Source organism: Niallia yueguangensis, assembly GCF_052663115.1.
In genome coordinates this window covers 1-18,368 of record NZ_JBQTCX010000029.1, presented here as the reverse complement: position 1 = coordinate 18,368, position 18,368 = coordinate 1, and the positions used below count along the sequence as shown (strand labels likewise).

At 33.7% G+C, this 18,368-nt stretch carries 19 protein-coding genes and 1 riboswitch; of the genes, 9 read left to right on the top strand and 10 right to left on the bottom strand.

The features are described 5' to 3' along the window. Positions 1–145: 145 nt before the first annotated feature. From ACTYA4_RS19810 to ACTYA4_RS19800, 3 genes are read left to right on the top strand one after another with little or no spacing between them, the layout of a single operon-like run. On the top strand, positions 146–838 hold the full coding sequence (locus ACTYA4_RS19810; RefSeq protein WP_443481572.1) for a response regulator transcription factor: 693 nt from the start codon (positions 146–148) through the stop codon (positions 836–838). Continuing rightward, complete coding sequence (locus ACTYA4_RS19805) at positions 816–3,053, top strand: sensor histidine kinase (protein ID WP_443481573.1); 2,238 nt, start codon at positions 816–818, stop codon at positions 3,051–3,053. Before ACTYA4_RS19810 ends, ACTYA4_RS19805 begins: the two co-directional genes overlap by 23 nt. A 17-nt stretch (positions 3,054–3,070) precedes the next feature. Continuing rightward, the gene (locus ACTYA4_RS19800; protein ID WP_443481574.1) at positions 3,071–3,589 is read left to right on the top strand and encodes an RNA polymerase sigma factor; all 519 of its coding nucleotides are present in this window, start codon (positions 3,071–3,073) and stop codon (positions 3,587–3,589) included. A gap of 180 nt (positions 3,590–3,769) precedes the next feature. Here the strand turns inward: ACTYA4_RS19800 and ACTYA4_RS19795 are convergent, their stop codons facing one another. From ACTYA4_RS19795 to ACTYA4_RS19775, 5 genes are all read right to left on the bottom strand, one after another. Further along, positions 3,770–4,219 carry a hypothetical protein gene (locus ACTYA4_RS19795; protein ID WP_443481575.1) on the bottom strand — a complete coding sequence of 150 codons (450 nt, stop codon included), beginning with the start codon at positions 4,217–4,219 and terminating at the stop codon, positions 3,770–3,772. Between the two features lie 334 nt (positions 4,220–4,553). After that, complete coding sequence (locus ACTYA4_RS19790) at positions 4,554–6,494, bottom strand: FtsX-like permease family protein (protein WP_443481576.1); 1,941 nt, start codon at positions 6,492–6,494, stop codon at positions 4,554–4,556. After that, positions 6,484–7,245 carry an ABC transporter ATP-binding protein gene (locus ACTYA4_RS19785; RefSeq protein WP_443481577.1) on the bottom strand — a complete coding sequence of 254 codons (762 nt, stop codon included), beginning with the start codon at positions 7,243–7,245 and terminating at the stop codon, positions 6,484–6,486. Before ACTYA4_RS19785 ends, ACTYA4_RS19790 begins: the two co-directional genes overlap by 11 nt. Positions 7,246–7,380: 135 nt before the next feature. Beyond that, positions 7,381–8,385 carry a sensor histidine kinase gene (locus ACTYA4_RS19780; protein WP_443481578.1) on the bottom strand — a complete coding sequence of 335 codons (1,005 nt, stop codon included), beginning with the start codon at positions 8,383–8,385 and terminating at the stop codon, positions 7,381–7,383. Next, a complete protein-coding gene (locus ACTYA4_RS19775; RefSeq protein WP_443481579.1) occupies positions 8,382–9,071 on the bottom strand; it encodes a response regulator transcription factor in 690 nt (229 codons plus the stop codon). Before ACTYA4_RS19775 ends, ACTYA4_RS19780 begins: the two co-directional genes overlap by 4 nt. 185 nt (positions 9,072–9,256) lie before the next feature. Between ACTYA4_RS19775 and ACTYA4_RS19770 the strand changes: the two genes are divergently transcribed. From ACTYA4_RS19770 to ACTYA4_RS19755, 4 genes are all read left to right on the top strand, one after another. Further along, on the top strand, positions 9,257–9,517 hold the full coding sequence (locus ACTYA4_RS19770) for a SunI/YnzG family protein (protein ID WP_443481580.1): 261 nt from the start codon (positions 9,257–9,259) through the stop codon (positions 9,515–9,517). 257 nt (positions 9,518–9,774) lie between these two features. Beyond that, entirely contained in the window at positions 9,775–10,761 is a 987-nt protein-coding gene (locus ACTYA4_RS19765) for a ketoacyl-ACP synthase III (protein ID WP_443481581.1), read from the top strand. Positions 10,762–10,866: 105 nt separating this feature from the next. Further along, positions 10,867–11,028: riboswitch (M-box (ykoK) riboswitch) on the top strand. 385 nt (positions 11,029–11,413) lie between these two features. Beyond that, complete coding sequence (corA, locus tag ACTYA4_RS19760) at positions 11,414–12,394, top strand: magnesium/cobalt transporter CorA (RefSeq protein ID WP_443481582.1); 981 nt, start codon at positions 11,414–11,416, stop codon at positions 12,392–12,394. A 199-nt stretch (positions 12,395–12,593) separates the two neighbouring features. Further along, on the top strand, positions 12,594–13,514 hold the full coding sequence (locus ACTYA4_RS19755) for a ketopantoate reductase family protein (protein WP_443481583.1): 921 nt from the start codon (positions 12,594–12,596) through the stop codon (positions 13,512–13,514). A gap of 205 nt (positions 13,515–13,719) precedes the next feature. Here ACTYA4_RS19755 and ACTYA4_RS19750 read toward each other — a convergent pair whose 3' ends face one another. The 4 genes from ACTYA4_RS19750 to ACTYA4_RS19735 all read right to left on the bottom strand — a co-directional run bounded on the left by ACTYA4_RS19750 (position 13,720) and on the right by ACTYA4_RS19735 (position 16,380). Further along, positions 13,720–14,394 carry a DsbA family protein gene (locus tag ACTYA4_RS19750; RefSeq protein WP_443481584.1) on the bottom strand — a complete coding sequence of 225 codons (675 nt, stop codon included), beginning with the start codon at positions 14,392–14,394 and terminating at the stop codon, positions 13,720–13,722. A 248-nt stretch (positions 14,395–14,642) separates the two neighbouring features. Beyond that, positions 14,643–15,047: a DoxX family protein gene (locus tag ACTYA4_RS19745; protein ID WP_443481585.1), complete on the bottom strand. Its 405-nt coding sequence runs from the start codon at positions 15,045–15,047 to the stop codon at positions 14,643–14,645. Between the two features lie 69 nt (positions 15,048–15,116). Then, positions 15,117–15,965, bottom strand: coding sequence for a M56 family metallopeptidase (locus ACTYA4_RS19740; RefSeq protein ID WP_443481586.1), 849 nt, complete (start codon positions 15,963–15,965; stop codon positions 15,117–15,119). A gap of 1 nt (position 15,966) precedes the next feature. Next, the gene (locus tag ACTYA4_RS19735; RefSeq protein ID WP_443481587.1) at positions 15,967–16,380 is read right to left on the bottom strand and encodes a BlaI/MecI/CopY family transcriptional regulator; all 414 of its coding nucleotides are present in this window, start codon (positions 16,378–16,380) and stop codon (positions 15,967–15,969) included. A 241-nt stretch (positions 16,381–16,621) separates the two neighbouring features. On the opposite strand from ACTYA4_RS19735, the gene ACTYA4_RS19730 reads away from it, so the two are divergent. Together ACTYA4_RS19730 and ACTYA4_RS19725 are read left to right on the top strand one after the other, a co-directional pair. Next, positions 16,622–16,921 (top strand): PAS domain S-box protein, encoded by a 300-nt coding sequence (locus ACTYA4_RS19730; RefSeq protein ID WP_445505847.1) that lies wholly within the window; start codon positions 16,622–16,624, stop codon positions 16,919–16,921. Beyond that, the gene (locus tag ACTYA4_RS19725) at positions 16,864–17,619 is read left to right on the top strand and encodes an HD-GYP domain-containing protein (protein ID WP_443481588.1); all 756 of its coding nucleotides are present in this window, start codon (positions 16,864–16,866) and stop codon (positions 17,617–17,619) included. Before ACTYA4_RS19730 ends, ACTYA4_RS19725 begins: the two co-directional genes overlap by 58 nt. A gap of 112 nt (positions 17,620–17,731) precedes the next feature. On the opposite strand, the gene ACTYA4_RS19720 is transcribed toward ACTYA4_RS19725, so the two are convergent. After that, positions 17,732–18,235, bottom strand: coding sequence for a GNAT family N-acetyltransferase (locus ACTYA4_RS19720; protein ID WP_443481589.1), 504 nt, complete (start codon positions 18,233–18,235; stop codon positions 17,732–17,734). Positions 18,236–18,368: the final 133 nt, after the last annotated feature.

Genomic DNA, 18,368 nt, shown 5'->3' with positions numbered 1-18,368 from the left:
TGATCCTTTTTTTGTTAAAATTTTTTTAGTTATACATAAGCTCAACCTGAAATATTAAGAAAATCTTAAGATTTTTCATCCGAGAATGTTAAGATTTTCCCATTATGATATAAACAGAGAAAAGATAGAAGAAAGCAGGGGAAACATGGAGAAGTTAAATGTATTAGTCGTGGATGATGAAAAAGAAATCCGCGATGCGATTGAAATTTATTTAAAAAACGAAGGAGTCACCGTATTAAAAGCGAAAGATGGAATCGAGGCGTTGGAATTAATCCATGAACAAGAAATCCATCTCATCATTTTAGATATCATGATGCCGAGGCTGGACGGTATTGCAGCTACTTATAAAATACGGGAAGAAAAAAACATCCCTATAATTATGTTAAGTGCAAAAAGTGAAGATACGGATAAAATATTAGGCTTGCAAGTTGGCGCAGATGATTATGTCACGAAACCATTTAATCCGATGGAGCTTGTTGCCCGGGTAAAATCACAGCTGAGAAGGTATGTGACATTCGGCACATTCGAAGGCATCAATAAAGTCATTGATTTAAACGGACTGACATTAGATGCAGAAGCAAAAGAAGTAAAGGTGAATGGAGAGCCGGTAAAGCTCACACCAATTGAATATAAGGTTGTCGAGCTGTTGATCCAACATGCAGGACGCGTATTTTCCATTGAGGAGATTTATGAAAGAGTATGGAAAGAACCGAGTTATCATGCCGAAAATACAGTTGCCGTACATATTCGCAAAATTAGAGAAAAAATCGAAATTGATCCAAAAAATCCAAGATATTTAAAGGTGGTGTGGGGCATTGGCTACAAGATGGAAAAATAGCATTGGTTTTGTCGTTTGGACTCTCTTATTTACAATTGGAGTAAGCGGTTTATTCACGATTTACATATTAGTGAAGGATTATCGGTATAAAGATTATTTCAACACACCGCAATTTAAGCGAGTAGTTGATCAATTTGCCGAGTATTTAAGTGACTTTGAATTATACAGCATTCCGTTGGAAGACGCGAAAAAATTAATAAAAGTGACAGGTGAAGAAATTAATGAGCACCGCTATCGATATGGAAAGCTAGATGACCAGGTTGCTAATATAAAAGAACAGTATAAACAGCAAATTGCAGAAGCTTATGCAGAGGAAAATGAAAAGCAAGCAGATGCATATATAGCAGAAAGAGATGAAAAAATTGCTGATATTAAGGAGAATTTTGAAAGCGATGAGCATGTAAAATCAAAAGTAATAAAAGAAAAAATAGAAAAATTAGAAAGTTATTATAGTGAAAAAGAATCATACCGTATAGATTACTACGTAAACATGGAAGGATTTAGCTATTATTTTAAAAATGATAAAACAGGGAAAGTATATACGAATTTAACGCCTTCTGAACAAAAACCTGGAAAGAATGTGATGAATACAAAAAATATGCTGTTTCATACAGACTATACGGTAACAAGTAATGGTTTTATTGATGATAGATTTATCGATTATGTGCAGCTGGACGATTTAATAACAATAGATAAGCCTGGAAGGTTTGAAGGGGAAATTGGTGTATCCCAATCTTTATCCACTTCTAGTGTTCTTATGGAGGCGTACAATCAGTATAAGCAGGAGCAATTTATTTTATTTGTGTATTCGTTATCAAGTATGGCAACACTTATTATCGCTTTTATTATCGGGAAAAAATCTAGAGTAATAACAAAAGTAAGTGAAAGCTGCAAATCTCTTTATCAAAAAATCCCAATTGATATATGTGTTTTATTTTTCATCACAACGATTGTGTGTACGGGTTTCTGCATTTACGGAATAACTACTGAATTAGAATATATATTCGATACTTTATTTCTACAGGATATTATCATATTTCTTCTCATCGGAGCGTTTTGTTGGGGATTAACGATTATTCAAGGAAAAATACTATTATCAGCATGTAGAGATTGGAAGCAATTAAAAAAAGAGTGGAGTAAAGCGCTGGTAAGTAAAACTATTTCTATCTTAATCTTGCTCTGCAAAAAAACAGTCCATCGTGTAAGAGAAGCATTTTTAAATCAAAGTGTCGGCAGGCAATTATTTATGATGTTAACAACTATTTTCGGGTTAGGCCTTTTAGCAACATTGTCAGTAGTGGAACCGGATTTTATCTTTATATATATCCTTATCCTTATCATTATAGGTTTCCCATTAGCCATGACCTTAGTAAAAAAAATCGACTATTTTAATAGAATCGTACTGAAAACAAATGAACTTGCAGCAGGGAAATTAGGACCGGATCTCGAAGTGTCCGGGAAAACAGTATTCGCACAATTAGCAGGCAATATGAATGTATTAACGGAAGCAGTAAAAACATCCCAAAGTGAACAAGCAAAAAGCGAACGGCTGAAAACAGAATTAATTACAAATGTCAGCCATGATCTTAGAACGCCTTTGACTTCAATCATTACGTATACACAGCTACTAAAATCGGGGTCTGTCACAAGTGAAGATCAGGTGAGTTATCTTGAAATTATTGACCGGAAATCGAAGCGGTTAAAGGTGCTGATTGATGATTTATTTGAAGTGTCGAAAATGGCAAGCGGCAATATTGAGCTGAAAAAAGAAAAAGTCGATGTTGTGCAACTATTGCAGCAGGCATTGGCAGAATACGATGAAGGCATCAACGAATCTACTTTACAGTTCCGAGTAACTCACAAAGAGAAGCCAGTGTATGCCTTTGTTGATGGTCAAAAAATATGGCGGGTTTTTGAAAATTTAATCGGCAATATTTTAAAGTATTCCCTAGAGCATTCCCGTGTTTATATCTCAATTGAAAAATTAGACAATCAAGCAGTCATTACCTTTAAAAATATTTCAAAATATGAACTAAGCGGCAACAGTGAAGAGCTGCATGAACGATTTAAGCGAGGAGATACATCCCGCCATACAGAAGGGTCAGGCCTTGGGCTTGCCATTGCCAAGTCCATTGTCGAACTTCATGATGGGATATTTACGATGGAAACAGATGGAGATTTGTTTAAAGTAAGCATTTCGTTAAAAGAGGAGTAAGGAGAAAGGAGCAAATAATGGAGAGTCAAACGGATATTTCAAAAATATTTCCCTTATTTTATCAACGCTTATTTCAAATAAGCTACTCCATCACAAGAGATCGGCATTTAGCAGAAGACGTTGTTCAAGAAACATTCATCAAAGCTATGAAAAAAATGGGAAGCATAGAGGATGAGAAAAAGATAGGCGCCTGGTTATCTGTAACGGCAACAAGAACAGCGATTGACTTTGTCCGGAAAGAGCGAAAAAAGCAAGGTGTCTTGATGGAGAAAGATATGCTTGATTGTTTCGGAAAAACGGAAAAGCAGCATGTAGAAGACAAAGTGGAAGCCGACCTATTTTTCGATCGAATAAATGATGCAATTGGACGGATGAATAAAGAATATCAGAAAGTATTTTTATTAAAAATAAAACATGGCTTAAAAGAGAATGAAATTGCCGAAATCCTTGGCATTAAACATTGCACTGTAAAAACAAGAATTTACAGAGCAAGAAAACAGTTGAAAATGCAATTTTTAAATGAAGTGCAAGTATAATATGTAAAAAAGTGGTGTCCTATTTGGGAAGTAGTTCAGATAATGTGGAGAAAATGTAAAATAACAGTGAAAAATCAAATATTAGTATATTTAGCATACAAAAACGTTTGGGATAAACCCAAGCGTTTTTGATAAAAATTATATTGGTTTGTTAAATGAAGACCATTACCTTGAAGGTTACTATTGAACTTCAATTACAAAGGCATAACTTGAACTTCCTTTTTCCCATCTTGCAGAAACATCGTACAAATACACACCTTTTTCTTTTGGCAATAGTATTACGTTATCACTTAATGGAACATTTTCGGTTTTTTCATTGGTAAGCCATCTATTTACTCCTAATGTATTTTCTTTAGGCTTATTTTCGAATTCTATTTTCAATTGGGATTGTGGTGATACGACCACAGGTTTTAGTTCTTGATGTTTAATGATTTCCGGTGGAGAACTAGTATCAGCACAAACTGAATTAAATAGTCCATCCCAACAATACGAACCTTGTGCTACTTCCACCTTTTTATCTCCGACAGTTATGATTGGTGAAGGTGGTTTAGTGCTAGATAGCCCAATAATAAAATATACTCCAATAGATACTACACCTATTATTAATATAGAAATCAAAAACTTTCGCATACATCCCCCTCGTGTTAATTTTTACTTAGCTAATCTTTTAAGTAATCTATCTATTATATTAACATATAATTACAATTTACTTTTCGTCATTTTAAATCAGAGGTAGAATTAGCAATTAATTAAACAACCCAAATGCCAAGATGGCAATTGTAGTTGTCATACTGATATTTCGTATGTTATTTGCTATATGTTTTTAAATGATAAAAGTTATTAATTGTTAATATAACTAGGGTTGGAAAAGACTAAATCATAATGCGATTTGGTCTTACAGTTGATATGCTTTCTAATGTTTCTCTACAAAAAATGCTTACTTTTAGGGACACCACTTTTCTGTTTATAGAGCAGCTTTAATCACTTTTTTATAATAGAAAACAGACAGGATACCAAAGATAGAGTAAAGTGCTGTATATAGCACCATGACAATAATCATTGGCGTCCATAATTCGGTGCCGAAGAAAAACCAGCCGGATTGTACGGCGAAATAGCTGTGAAGCAGTCCAACGACCAACGGAATTCCAAAGTTAAAAAGCTGCTTGCCTTGAATTCCTTTCAGTAAATCACCTTGTGTATAACCTAATTTTCGTAAAATCGTATAATTGTATTTTTCGTCTTCGCCTTCATCCATTTGTTTAAAATAGAGGATGCATCCAGATGTAACCAGGAAAGCAAGTCCTAAAAAGGCAACGATAAACATTGTCAGTCCCATCATTCTTTTTTGATGGTTTAGCATATCGAGGCGGGAATGGTTGCTTTCATCAAGTGCCAGCGCATGAAACGTTTGATTGGCTTTTTCCATTTTTGTTTCGTCTTGTAAATCAATGCCGATATAGGTAGTAGATTTCATTTGTATATTTTTATCAATATTATCAGCCAGCGTGTGGAAAACAGTTTGATCGACGATGGCTGTAGGCAGCCCGCCGCTTGTGAAATTAAAGGAAACGACTGTGTTTTTATTCAACCCTAAATAGTTAAGGGGAATAAATCCTTTTTTATGATTGAATGTAACAATTCCTTTATCTTTAAAGCCCATAAAACGCTGTAGTGCGTCATTTACGCCTGTAAAAAGGACTTCCTCTTTTCCTACTTCCACTCCTTTGACACTGTTTTCGCTCACAACAGCAATCGGCATATTGCTCATATCCTGCGTCATTCCTTTTGGTTCAGAAGCGAGGATTTTCTTTAAATCAGTACTCACCTGAATAACGGGAATGATTGTTTCTTTGGATGATATATTTTTATCTGCTAATGTTTGCTTAAAGGTATCGGCTGTTTTTGTTTCATTGAAAGCAAACTGGTTCGGAATACTCTTTTTTGCTGATTGCTCTGCAGAATAAAAGGTAATGTAGCTTAACGACAATAAGGCAATAGCAAGAGCAGAGACAGTTGTAATAATCGTTAATAAAAGCGCATTTGATTTCATTCGGAACATAATCGTAGAAAGGGAAAGCACTTCATTGATGTTCAAATAGCCGTTTTTGCTTTTTCTAATAATATTAGAAATAAAGCTGACAGATCCTTTATAGACAAGATAAGTTCCAATAATAACAGACGCTAAAATGACAACCATTGCCATAAACAATTCATTCATCGTAGTGAAATCTCCATCAAATAGTCTGGAGGAAATATAATAGCCGACAATAACAAGAATAATACCAACAATACCCATCAATATTTCCCAAATAGATAATTTTTTTACTCTGCCTTCCGATGAAGATTTCACTCTAAATAAAGCTAAAATCGTTTGTCGTTTAATGAAGGCGTAATTCATCAACATGATAAAAACATAAATTGCACAAAAAACAAGTATCGTTTGAACAAGTGCCTGTGATGAAAAATGTAATGTTGCAATTCCTTTAACGCCTGTTATTTTAAATAAAATTAAGATAACAAATTTCGAAAAAGAAAAGCCGATAAAAGTTCCAATCAGCAAGGAGCCAAAATATAAGATAATATTTTCTGTAATAAGGATTCGGAATATGCGATTTTTCGTCATTCCAATTAGCTGGAATAGTCCAATTTCTTTGCTGCGGCGTTTAATAAAAATCGTATTCGCATAAAACAGAAAGATACCGACGATCGCAACTAATAAAATCGAAGCAGAACGAATGGCAGCGCCTCCTTTTAATGAACCTTTCGTTGCATCCATGGACGGATCATATTGTAAGGTCACAAAAGCGAAATACAAGGATACACTAAAAATAAGGGCAAATACATAAAGATAATAATTTTTGATATTCTTTTTTAAATTTCGCAGGATAAGCTGATTAATGTTCATATTGCACCCCGCTTAACACACCTTGTGTTTTCATAATATCTTGGAAGAAGCTTTGTCTTTCTTGTTCGCCTTTATTTAATTGTGTATAAATTTGCCCATCCTTTATAAAAATGACTCTGCTTGAGTAGCTCGCTGCAGCTGGGTCATGAGTAACCATGACAATTGTTGCTTTGCGATTTTGGTTTAAAAGCTTAAGTTTATTTAATAAATCGGAAGCAGATTTAGAATCAAGTGCTCCTGTTGGTTCATCGGCAAAAATAATGCTCGGTTCATGAATGAAAGCTCTTGCAGCGGATGTTCGCTGTTTTTGTCCGCCGGAAATTTCATTTGGATATTTATCTTTTAACTCGTAAATGCCAAGTTCTTTCGCAAGCGTATTAAATTTTTCCTCTGCTTCTTTTTTCGGCACATTGGAAATAGATAAAGGAAGAAGAATATTTTCTTTTACCGTCAAAGTATCCAATAAATTATAATCTTGAAAGATAAAGCCAAGATGGTTTTTGCGAAACGTAGCTAATTGTTTTTCTTTCATGCCTGTAATTTCTTTGTTTTCAATTTTGATCGTACCGTTTGTGACTTTATCAATAGAAGAGAGCACATTTAAGAAAGTGGTTTTACCAGAACCAGATGCTCCCATAATGCTGACAAATTCGCCTTTTTGAATACGAAGATCCAATCCCTTTAACACTTCTTGCCTATTAAACTTATTTCCATAGCTTTTATGAATTTTATTTGCTTCTAAAATAGTCATTTTTGACAACTCCTTTATTTGATACGTTTATTATAAAAAGATATGGTGATTAATTCCTTCGATTAGCCGAACAAATAAAGGAAGCATGTGACAAAATTGTCACATGCTTTGTCACTGCCAGCTGTTTGTTTCCCATTACTTGATGTTAAGAAGTACAAAATCATTTTTTTTCGGAAAGGTTAACGTAAAGGTTGTTCCTTTTTTCGGCATGGATTCCACTTCTAGATGAATAAGCAAGGAATCTGCCACTTTTTTTGTTAAATACAATCCCATGCCGGTCGCGTGATTGTTCATATGATTTGTTGTGGAGGTAAAGCCTTTATCAAAAATGCGGGGAAGATCTTTAGCATCAATGCCAATTCCGCTGTCTTTGATTTGCAATACACTATTTTCACCTTTTTGACAGCTGCATATGATAATGTCAGATGCTTCGCAGTACTTTACTGCATTGGATAAAAGTTGTCTAATGATAAAAGCAAGCCACTTGCTGTCGCTAAGGACTTCAGTTGCTTCTAACTCTACATCAAAACCAATTCCTTTTTGAATGCACCACGATTGTAATGTTTTAATTTCATCGAAAATAATTGCTTCTATATTTGTTTTTTCGATATACAAATCATTTTGCATAAATGGGATTCTTTTTTGATGAAGCTGCTGATCAAGCAAAAGGTGAATTCGAAGCCACTCATAGGTTAACTGCGCTTTTATTGGTTCATTTTCCAGGCGGTCGATCATTAAATGAAGGGCAGTTAATGGTGTCTTCACCTCATGTATCCAGGCTAATAGTTCATCTTTTTCTTCTTCCAGCATAATTAAATTTTGCTGCGCTTCTTTTTTTAACAGTTCTGTTTGATTTTTAATGCTCTTTTCAATAATTTTTTCGAAAGGGCTTTCAGGATCTGCAACGCTTGTTAAATCAAGATTATCTTCCCTTTCTGCTAAACTTTTATAAAATGCCGTTTCTTTTTGATAGCGCAGCAGTAAAAAAACAACGAGAAAAAGCAAGGCTAAAAAAGATATGTATAGCATGGAATGAAAGGAAAGCCTCTGATCCATACTTGCGATAAAAAGACTTAATAGTTGTAAAAATAGAATAAACAAAATCCAGCTTCGTTTTTCAGAAAGAAAGGTTCTAATCATATCGATTCCTCTTCTATTGCGATATAGCCTTGGCCAACTTTTGTTTCGATAAACGTGCCAAGACCGATTTTATCGAGCCTTTTTCGCAGTCGATTGACATTAACTGTTAGCGTATTATCACTGATAAAACGTTTATCATTCCATAAACTGTTTATTAAGTGATCGCGGCTGACAATTTTATTTTTTTGTTCAATCAGCAATTTTAAAATAAAGATTTCATTTTTTGTTAATTCAATCGTTCCAGCACTGTTTTCTACTGTATTCTTTTCATAATCCACGGTTGCATCCCACCATGTTTTCAACTCATTTTTTTCTACACTATAGTTATACACTCGACGGAGGGTTGCTTGAATTTTGGCAATTAGCACATCAAAATGAAAAGGTTTCTGGACAAAATCATCGGCACCAAGCTGCATTGACATCACCATATCGGTTGGATGATCTCTTGATGATAGAAAAATAATCGGAACATTGGAATGGGAGCGAATCATCCGGCACCAATGAAACCCATCATACTTTGGCAGTTGAATATCAATAATAACCAAGTCAGGCTTTTTTTCCGTAAAATCCCGCATCACATGGTTAAAATCCGTGATGCCAAAAACCTCATAGGACCACTGATTTAACCGGTCCTTCATCTCTTGAAATAAAGTTTTATCATCTTCAATTAACAATAGTTTAAACATAATAACCACCACATTTTTGACATTTTCTACTATAGAGTGTAACGAAAAACAGGAGAGGATGCTATATAAACAATGAAAAAAACGGAAATGAGGAAAAAATTTTCGTTAGTAGTGGTAAAAATAGGAATCTTTTTTAAAAAGTAATCGTATATGATGTAAGAAATGAAACAAGGAGGAAGATTTATATGTTAGAAGTTAAAGTGAAACTGTTGAATGATGTTCTCATAATAAACTGGCAATTGGCTAAAATAGACATTCCTTTATCCGAAATCGTCAAAGTAACAGAAGATGATACTTATGCTGGTGAAGAAAAAGCGGCTATTCGAATCGGATTTCCATATCCTACAACCGAAAGAATAGTAATAAAAACCAATTCTGATACTTATATTTTATACACAAGTGAAGATGCAACGAAAAAGAAATTATTATCACTTGTGAAAAGGTAATGGAATGATTTGGTGAATATATCACAACAGAGCATTTCTACAATAGGTAGGAATGCTTTTTTACTAACATTACAAAAGTTGCTTTTGTAAGACTATGTAAACAATGACATGGTGAGATAAAAGAAAAAATCAGGTGATAAAGGAATAATCACATTTTATTTCCACTATTTTCAAGGAAAAGTATTGATATAATTTAGCACCTAGTGTTAATATTAGGTTATAAAACTAGGTGTTTAACTAAGGAGGGCGAAAAACAGATGAAATCAAAAGCAAGAATTACAGCTATTGGCACTTATGTACCTGAAAAAAGGCTGACAAATGATGACTTAGAAAAAATCGTAGATACAAGTGATGAATGGATTGTACAAAGAACTGGCATGAAGGAAAGAAGAATTGCAGGAGATAAAGAATATGCATCAACAATGGCTATTAAAGCCATTGAAAATCTTAGAGAGAATTATAAAAAAGATTTAGAAGATATTGATTGTATTATTGTAGCAACTACAACTCCTGACTATGCGTTTCCTAGTGTCGCATGTCAAATTCAAAGTCACTTTCATATTCCTAGTACAGGAGCGTTTGATTTAAATGCTACTTGTGCAGGCTTCACATATGGCCTGCACTTAGCAAATAATTTAATTACGTCCGAGGCTCATAAAAAGGTACTGGTAGTTGCAACCGAAACTTTATCAAAAGTAACGGATTATGAGGATCGATCAACCTGCATTTTATTTGGAGACGGTGCTGGTGCAATGCTAGTTGAATATGATCCCGAAAATCCTAGCTTCCTTGCTCATCATATGGGAACAAATGGAGAAGGGGGTATGCATGTTTACAGAACAACCTTTGCAACTACGATGAATAACAAACCTTTAACGGATACTGGAAAGATGGTCCAAAATGGCAGGGAAGTATATAAATGGGCAACTCGAACTTTACCAATAGGAATAAAAGAATTATTGCTGAAGGCAGAATTAAATAAAATAGATATTAACTGGTTTATACCACATAGTGCAAATCTAAGGATGATTGAATCAATTTGTGAAAAAACAGAATTTCCAATAGAAAAAACGTTGACTAGCATGAAGTATTTTGGGAATACCTCTTCTGCGTCTATCCCATTAGCACTTAATCTAGCAATTGAAGAAGGAAAAGTTGAGAATGGCGACACGTTATTACTTTATGGATTCGGAGGAGGACTGACACATTTAGGACTTGTTATTACATGGAATTTAACTAAATAATTGTCAAACGAATTAGAAATATTTAGTGGAATAGGACTTGACGAAAATGTTTTCAAGGGTATATAGTGTGTACGTGGATAAACATTTATAAATGATACGAAATAGTTTGTTTTCTGTTAAGTGAGGCTCCTGTATAGAGATACGCTGCTGCCCAAAAATGTCCAAAGACGCCAATGGGTCAACAGGAAAAATCGGATTAAGGTTTTTCTTAATGTAGCTGGATATTCCTATGCTATACAGTGCTAAAACGAAACGAGGGAAGACATATGAAGCTGAATATTGCTTATTATGACTTCTTGCGATTGGAAAGAAGTCTTTTTTTATAGGGAAAAGTGTAACTTTTGAAGTTAGATGGATGTCTAGCTTCAGCGCCTAGCTCTTGTGAAAAATAACCCCATGCCTCTAAAAGTAAAAAGCACTTTTTGAGTCATGTGAACATTTTTCTTCAGAGCTGTACAAGGCGCTTGCGCTTTTCTAAATTGGAGGTGGGGAAGAATGGGAGCAGATGATCCGAGTAGGATAAATGAACAAAAAGAGAAAACACATGAGGAAATAAAGGTCCCTCCCGTTCTTCTTAACACTTTTCAACAAGTAAGATAAACGGGAATAGAAACATCTTTATTGCCTCTAATCGAATGAAGAGGTGACGAGTATGATTAAGACATATTTTTACACAAAAACAAATGAAGAAGTAAAGAAGAATATTAATTTAACGGATATAAAAGATTATATAAAAATAGGAAATGAGAAAGATACTCTTCTATGGATAGATCTTTATGATACGACGAAAGAAGAACTGCAAAAAATTGCGGAGATTTTTGATTTCCATCCGCTTGCAATCGAAGACTGCTTGCAGCATACATTGCGTTCGAAGGTCGATCGTTATGAAGGATATACTTTTTTTGTTTTTAATGCGGTTAATTATAATGAAGAAGAAGAGGTGGAAATTACAACACAGGAATTAAATGTATTTTTAGGTGAAAATTTTATTGTAACAGTTCATCCAAAACGAATAAAAGCAATAGGAAAAGTAGTAGATAGCATTCTACACTCTAAAAAGAAGATGAAAAAAGGGGCAGATTACTTTTTATATGCGATTATAGATGAGGTTGTCGATGAATATTTTCCTATATTAGAACGAATATCAGAACGGATTGATGAACTGGAAGACGAAATGTATATCAATCCGGCACAGGAAATTTCAGAAGAATTCCTTGCGCTTAAAAGAACAATCGTTTTATTTAGGAGGGTCATTCAGCCAAAAAAACGGATATTTGCTTCGGTAGGAAATCGTTATTTATTTAAAGTACAAGAAGAAAATATTCCTTATTTTATGGATTTGGTCGATCATTTAGAACGAATTGCTGATTCTTTAGAAGTGTTTCGGGATTTAGTATCTGGTGCGATGGACACCTATTTTTCCATCGTGTCTGCACGAACAAATAATTCGATGCAAAAATTAACAATGATTACAGTTGTTACAGCAGTTATTGCGGCTATTACCGGTTTCTTTGGCATGAATATTCCACTGCCATTTCAAGATAAACCAATCATGACAATTGCTGTCCTTATCCTGCTTATATTGATTCCTGTATTAAGTTGGAAATCAGCCAAAAAAAGAGATTATTTATAAGATTTGTTATGGAATACGAAGATATCAATGAGTTATATAAAAAGAATTTATTCATGAAAAAGGGCCAAAACTGGTCCTTTTTTCATGTGATAAGAATAAGTCTTTTCCATTTAATACATAGTTTCCGCATGTTATGATGAATATGTAAAAAATTTCGAAAAAGTTCTATTTAATGTAATGGTTCAAGGAGGAGAACTGCGTGACAACGATTAAAAAAATAGCAATTGTTGGACTTGGGGCAATCGGGTCTGTGTATGGAGATATGCTTCAGAAAACAGGTGAGTTTCAAGTAAAAGCAATTGTCGATCAAAAAAGAAAAGAGCGTTATGAACAAACCGGCATATATGTGAATAATGAATTGGTTTCTTTATCATACATAACACCTGAAGAAGTGGGGGAAGCGGCAGATTTAATCATTGTTTCTGTTAAGTACGGACAGTTAGGAGAAGCAATTTCTGCTATTAAACATCATGTTGGAGAAAATACAACCATCCTCTCTTTATTAAATGGCATAACAAGTGAAGAAGAATTGGCTGCCGTATATGGAAAAGAAAAAATAGTGTACGCAATGTGCAACGGCATTGATTCTACAAGAGATGGCAATTCTATTTTCTGTTCTAATCCTGGCAAAATATCATTTGGAGAAAAGAAAAACTATCAAATCACGGAAAGAGTGCAACAAATCAAAGCATGTTTTGAACAAGGACAAATTCCAGTTGAAGTTCCAGAAGATATGGAGCGAACATTATGGTATAAATTTATGATAAATGTAGGGATGAATCAAGTTTCCGCAGTAACTCGATCACCATATGGCTTCTTTCAACAACCTGGTTTTGCAAGAGATTTAGCGATGCGCGCGATGAAAGAGGTTATTGCACTTGCAAAAGCACAAAACATTGATTTAAAAGAAAAAGATATGGAAGATTTTTTCGACAATATTTTAAGCAAAATAAGCAAAGATGGAAAAACATCGATGCTGCAAGATATCGAAGCAAAGCGTTTAACAGAAGTTTCGATGTTTTCAGAAAAAGTAATAGATTATGGAAAACGGCTGAATATTGACACACCTGTAAATCAAACACTGTACGAAATTATTCGGACGGTAGAAGCTGCTTTTTAAAGATCCCAACTTTATAAAGAGCAATACTAGATTAAAATCGAGGGGAAGCAAAATATTTTTAGCACCATTATTTGAAAATGATGTACCAATAGTACTTCTCCGTCCTTAATGGAGTAAAGTGACCACTTCTCTCAGCAAGGGACATTTATTGATTGAAGAATCCATTTTGATTAATCTTTTTTCAAAATGGATTCTTTTGCTGTCTTTACTTATTTTTAGCTGCTTTATTAACCATTTCTTTTAATTCTTCATACGTATTTCCTTCAAATTTTATACCATTAATAAAAATGGTAGGTGTACCGGTAATAGAAAGGGAATGAACGTAAGACAAATCTTTCTCTAGGGAATCTTTATACTTATTTTCTTCAAATGCTTGAACGACTTTCTCCATTTCTTCATCGGAAGCCATTTCTTTTAACGTTTCTTTTAAAAACGCTTCAGTATAAAGGTCAATATTCTCATATTTTATATCATCGGGCTGTTTTTCAAAAAGCAATTCATGGAATTGCCAAAATGCATCTTTTCCTAATTCATGATAAATCGTTTCGGCAAACAATGCAGATCTCGTCGAATCGGTATGAATAAAGGGGTAGTTCATAAAATAAAATTTTGCTTTCCCTGTATCAATAAAGTCTTTTTTAATAAGAGGGAAAAAGGATTCATTAAAATTTTTACAAACTGGGCATTTATAGTTGCCAAATTCAATAATGCTGACATCAGCGGAATCTTCTCCTAAAAAAGGCTGATCTGTATAATCAATGGCAACAGCATCTTTTGGCAAGTTTGATAAAATGACAAGACTAATAATGCAAAAGATGAAAATTCCAATAATCCAGTATAAAAACTTAGAAGGTTTATTTTTATTTTTTTTGTTTACCATGTATTCTCCTTCATTCAATTAGGCTCTTTTGGTATAGATTGTTATTATTTACCCCGCAGCCCTGAATACACTTCGCTTTCCGAGGACGAGTGCCGAGCCTCCTCTTCGCTATGCTCCTGTGGGGTCTCGTCTTTCTCGCTTTTCTAAGCAGGATTCTACGTGTATTCGGGCTGCTTAGTGCTTCAAGCATGTTTACTATTTTATTCAAAAACAACAAACTTCTAGAAAACAGCCTTCAATTAAAATAGTTAGGCACTTTGTTGTTTGCTTTTATTAGAGGGGATGATATTATCTAGTGCAAATGCCTGTTCCTGATTAAATGCTAGGAATAGAGACATGGCAAGCAAAGATAATTCAAATTCATAGCCGCCAACAAAGCCATTGCTTCCATTCACCATAAAAATGGCACCTACCATAATTGCTGCAAATAATACTGAAATGATTCGTGTTCCAAGACCAATAATAATAAGCACACTTCCGATAAGTTCTATTCCAGCTACGAGATAAGCGGAAAAACCAGGCAACCCTAAGCTTGTGAAGAAGCTTGCTGTATTTTCGATTCCATTTTGCACCTTTGCTAAACCATGCATAAAGAAAATAATCCCTAGAACGAAACGAATAAGAAGTACGCCAATAGGTTGTAATGTAAACATGTTATTCCTCCTATTTTGATAATATTTTATATAAACACTACAATATGTAGTGTGAATCGTGAAAAAAAATTAAATCAATGTGATAATAAATAATATCGAAAGAATAACAAATATATTCAGAGAAGCTATTGTAGATAAAAATGGAAGTCTTACAGAATAAGCCTTATCAGGATCCAGAATATATTTAATCCGATAATTAACAGAGCTTTCTGCAAAGGAAACATAAGTAAATAGCTGCTTTTTTTGTTGTCGATTTTTTATCATTTTAAGTAACGCATTACTAATATCTATCGGATTGCCGCTCTTTTTTATTGCATAATCATCTGCCATCACTTCCTGAATGATGATATATTGTTGGGAAATCCATTTTAATAAAGGAATATACCAAATAACTGTTGCAAATAAGTGAGTAAGAAAACTTTTTAATGGATCAAGTTTTTTCTGATGATATGCTTCATGAAATAATACAGCTTTTATCTCATCTTTTGATAATAGCTTCCATAATCCGGTGGAAAGAATAATTTTCGGTTTGAAAAACCCCATTGTAATAGCCAGTGGCTCACGGTGTTCAATCACCAGCAAAGATTTTTGACGGTTCTCCAGCAGTTTCATTAATTCTAAACTATGTTCTTCATTAACAAAACGCAATAGCTTTTTATGCATTTTTCTTATTTGGATGGTTTGTTTGGCAATGAGCCAGCCAGCATGTAATATGGTATAACAAACTAATCCTAGAAGCACATATTCAATAAAAGGGACACCAATTACTTGAAACAGTTGCTGACACGCTTGAAAAAGATTAAAGCTTAAAGAAAATCCGTAAAAAATAGAAAAAAGATAACAAATCATTTGCATAAGCAAAATGCATGAAATAATAGTACTTGTTATAAAAAGAGCATTAGCATAATTTTTTTTCATACTATTGTTCCTTTTTCCAATCTTTTATTTTTTGTTCTAATTTTTCTACTAAATCTTGATCCACATCTTCTAATGCATCCAGCATATGATTAACAACAAGGGATCCGAATTCATCCATTAATTCATGAGTAAGTTCTTTTGACTGTCTGTCTAAAAAAACAGCTTTAGAAAGAACAGGTTTGTAGAGAGAAGTTCTTCCTTCGATGCGTTTTTGTAATATGTCTTTTTCCACTAACCGATTCATTACGGTCATTACAGTATTGAAGCTTACTACCTTATCTTTTTCTAAAATTTGCTGTACATTTTTAATCGTCATTTCTTTCCCTTCCCATAAAATGGACATAATTTTTGACTCTAATGGTCCGAAAAAACGATTTAAACCTTTTTCATTAAACTTAAACTGATTAATTTTCAAGCAGAAACACCTCACACTACTTATTGTAGTGTATAGATTTATTTTTAGTCAAGAAATGAGTGCTTAAAAGGTATTTCAAAAAAAGTTTATAATTATTAACTATAATAAACGTTAATAACATCTTAAATATGTTATTATTCTAATGGTTGCAAAGTAATAGAAGTTCAAAAAGCATTTTTTAAAAGACGATAGAAATATAAAGGCAGCTGGTTTAAAGTTTGACTAACTTACGAAAAGGAAGGTGGTACTTCTGAATCATGTAAAACAAATCCCCTTTTGCATAGAGGGTTATTTAAAATTAGCAGATGCAGTAATGATTACAGATATTAACCATACAATATTAGAAGTAAATCAGGAATATGAGCATATCACAGGGTATACTAGGGACACCGTTATAGGATTGCAAGCAAACTTTCTCAAATCATCGCTAACCCCTTCATCTACATATTCTTCTTTAAAAAATGCAATAAATCATCATAAACCTTGGTCTGGAGTATTAATAAACAAAAAAAGTGTGGAGATCTTTGGCATTCTTCTTTAACCATCACTCCAATTTTAGAAGATAATGAAGTATATTATATTGGCGTATTTCGTGAATTAGAGCAATTAAAACAGGGTGTATATATTCCAGAAAGTAAAAAAATAGGAACAGAAAGAGAATTATTGCGCGTACTGGCTATTTCCTGTGAAATTCGCGATCCAGGAATTGAAGAGCATCTAATGAGTGTTCAACATTTAACAGAAAAATTAGTTGCTTCGTTTATTACAAAAAATAGTCAACGTTTTTCTATGCAATATTTATATCAAATAATTCATGCAAGTATTTTGCATGATATAGGAAAGGCAGGCATTCCAGAAGGAATACTATACAAACCGGGTTCGTTGACAAAATATGAGAGAAAAATTATAGAAATGCATCCGTTAATAGGAACAGATATATTAAGCAAAACATCGACAGGCTTACATTATGAATTTATGAACAATTATAAAGTAGCGGAAAACATCATAAAATATCATCATGAAAAATGGGATGGTACAGGCTATCCATACGGTTTAAAAGAAGAGGATATTCCTTTTGAAGCAAGAGTCGTTGCGATAGTGGATGTATTTGATGCATTAGTTGCAAAAAGATCATATAAAGATTCATGGACAGAGGAACAAGCGTTAGCTTTTATTAAGGAACAAAGTGGAAGTCATTTTGATCCAGAAATTGTGGATGCTTTTATGGACTTGTTTTAATGCTTTCAATAGCTAAAAAAATAAGATAGATTGCCAATGAAAATTGCAATCTATCTTATTTTTTAGGTGCTTTATTTATCATCTTTAGACTTGTGAACACATAAAAAGTAGTTTAAAAAACTAGTTCAAAAAATGCCTCTTCTTGCTCGGTATCTTCAAAATATTTAATCCCAATATATTGAAAACCGATTTTCCCTAAAACAGAGATAGCTTCTTTGTTAAGAATGGAAGAAGAGGCAGTTACTTTTTGGACAAGGTTTGTTCGATAAGCGTAATTTAAACAAGCAATCGCAGCTTCTGTCGCATAACCTTTATTCCAAGCATCTTTGATAAAATGAAAAATCAGTTCAGGATTGTCCGAATCATGTTCGATATTAAATCCGGCTGCACCAATTACTTTATTTGTCGCTAACTCCACTACCGCATACACTGACAAACGGTTGTCTTTTTGAGATTGTTCATAAAAAGCAATAACATGTGGGAGCAGCTCATCTGAAGTACTTCCTCCACAATAAGCCATTACTTCCTCATCTCCCCAAAATAATGCACATACATTTATATCATCTAATTGTAATAACCGATAGCCTAATCGATCTGAAGTAAAAAGATATTCCAATATGATTACTCCTCTATCATAATATGGTGAAAGGTATACTATAGAGGAAATTAGATGAAAAGTAAATTCTTATAGAAAAGTTGCTTTTTAAAACTATTAGGCTGTTTTCTCAAAGTTTGTTGTTTTTACGTAA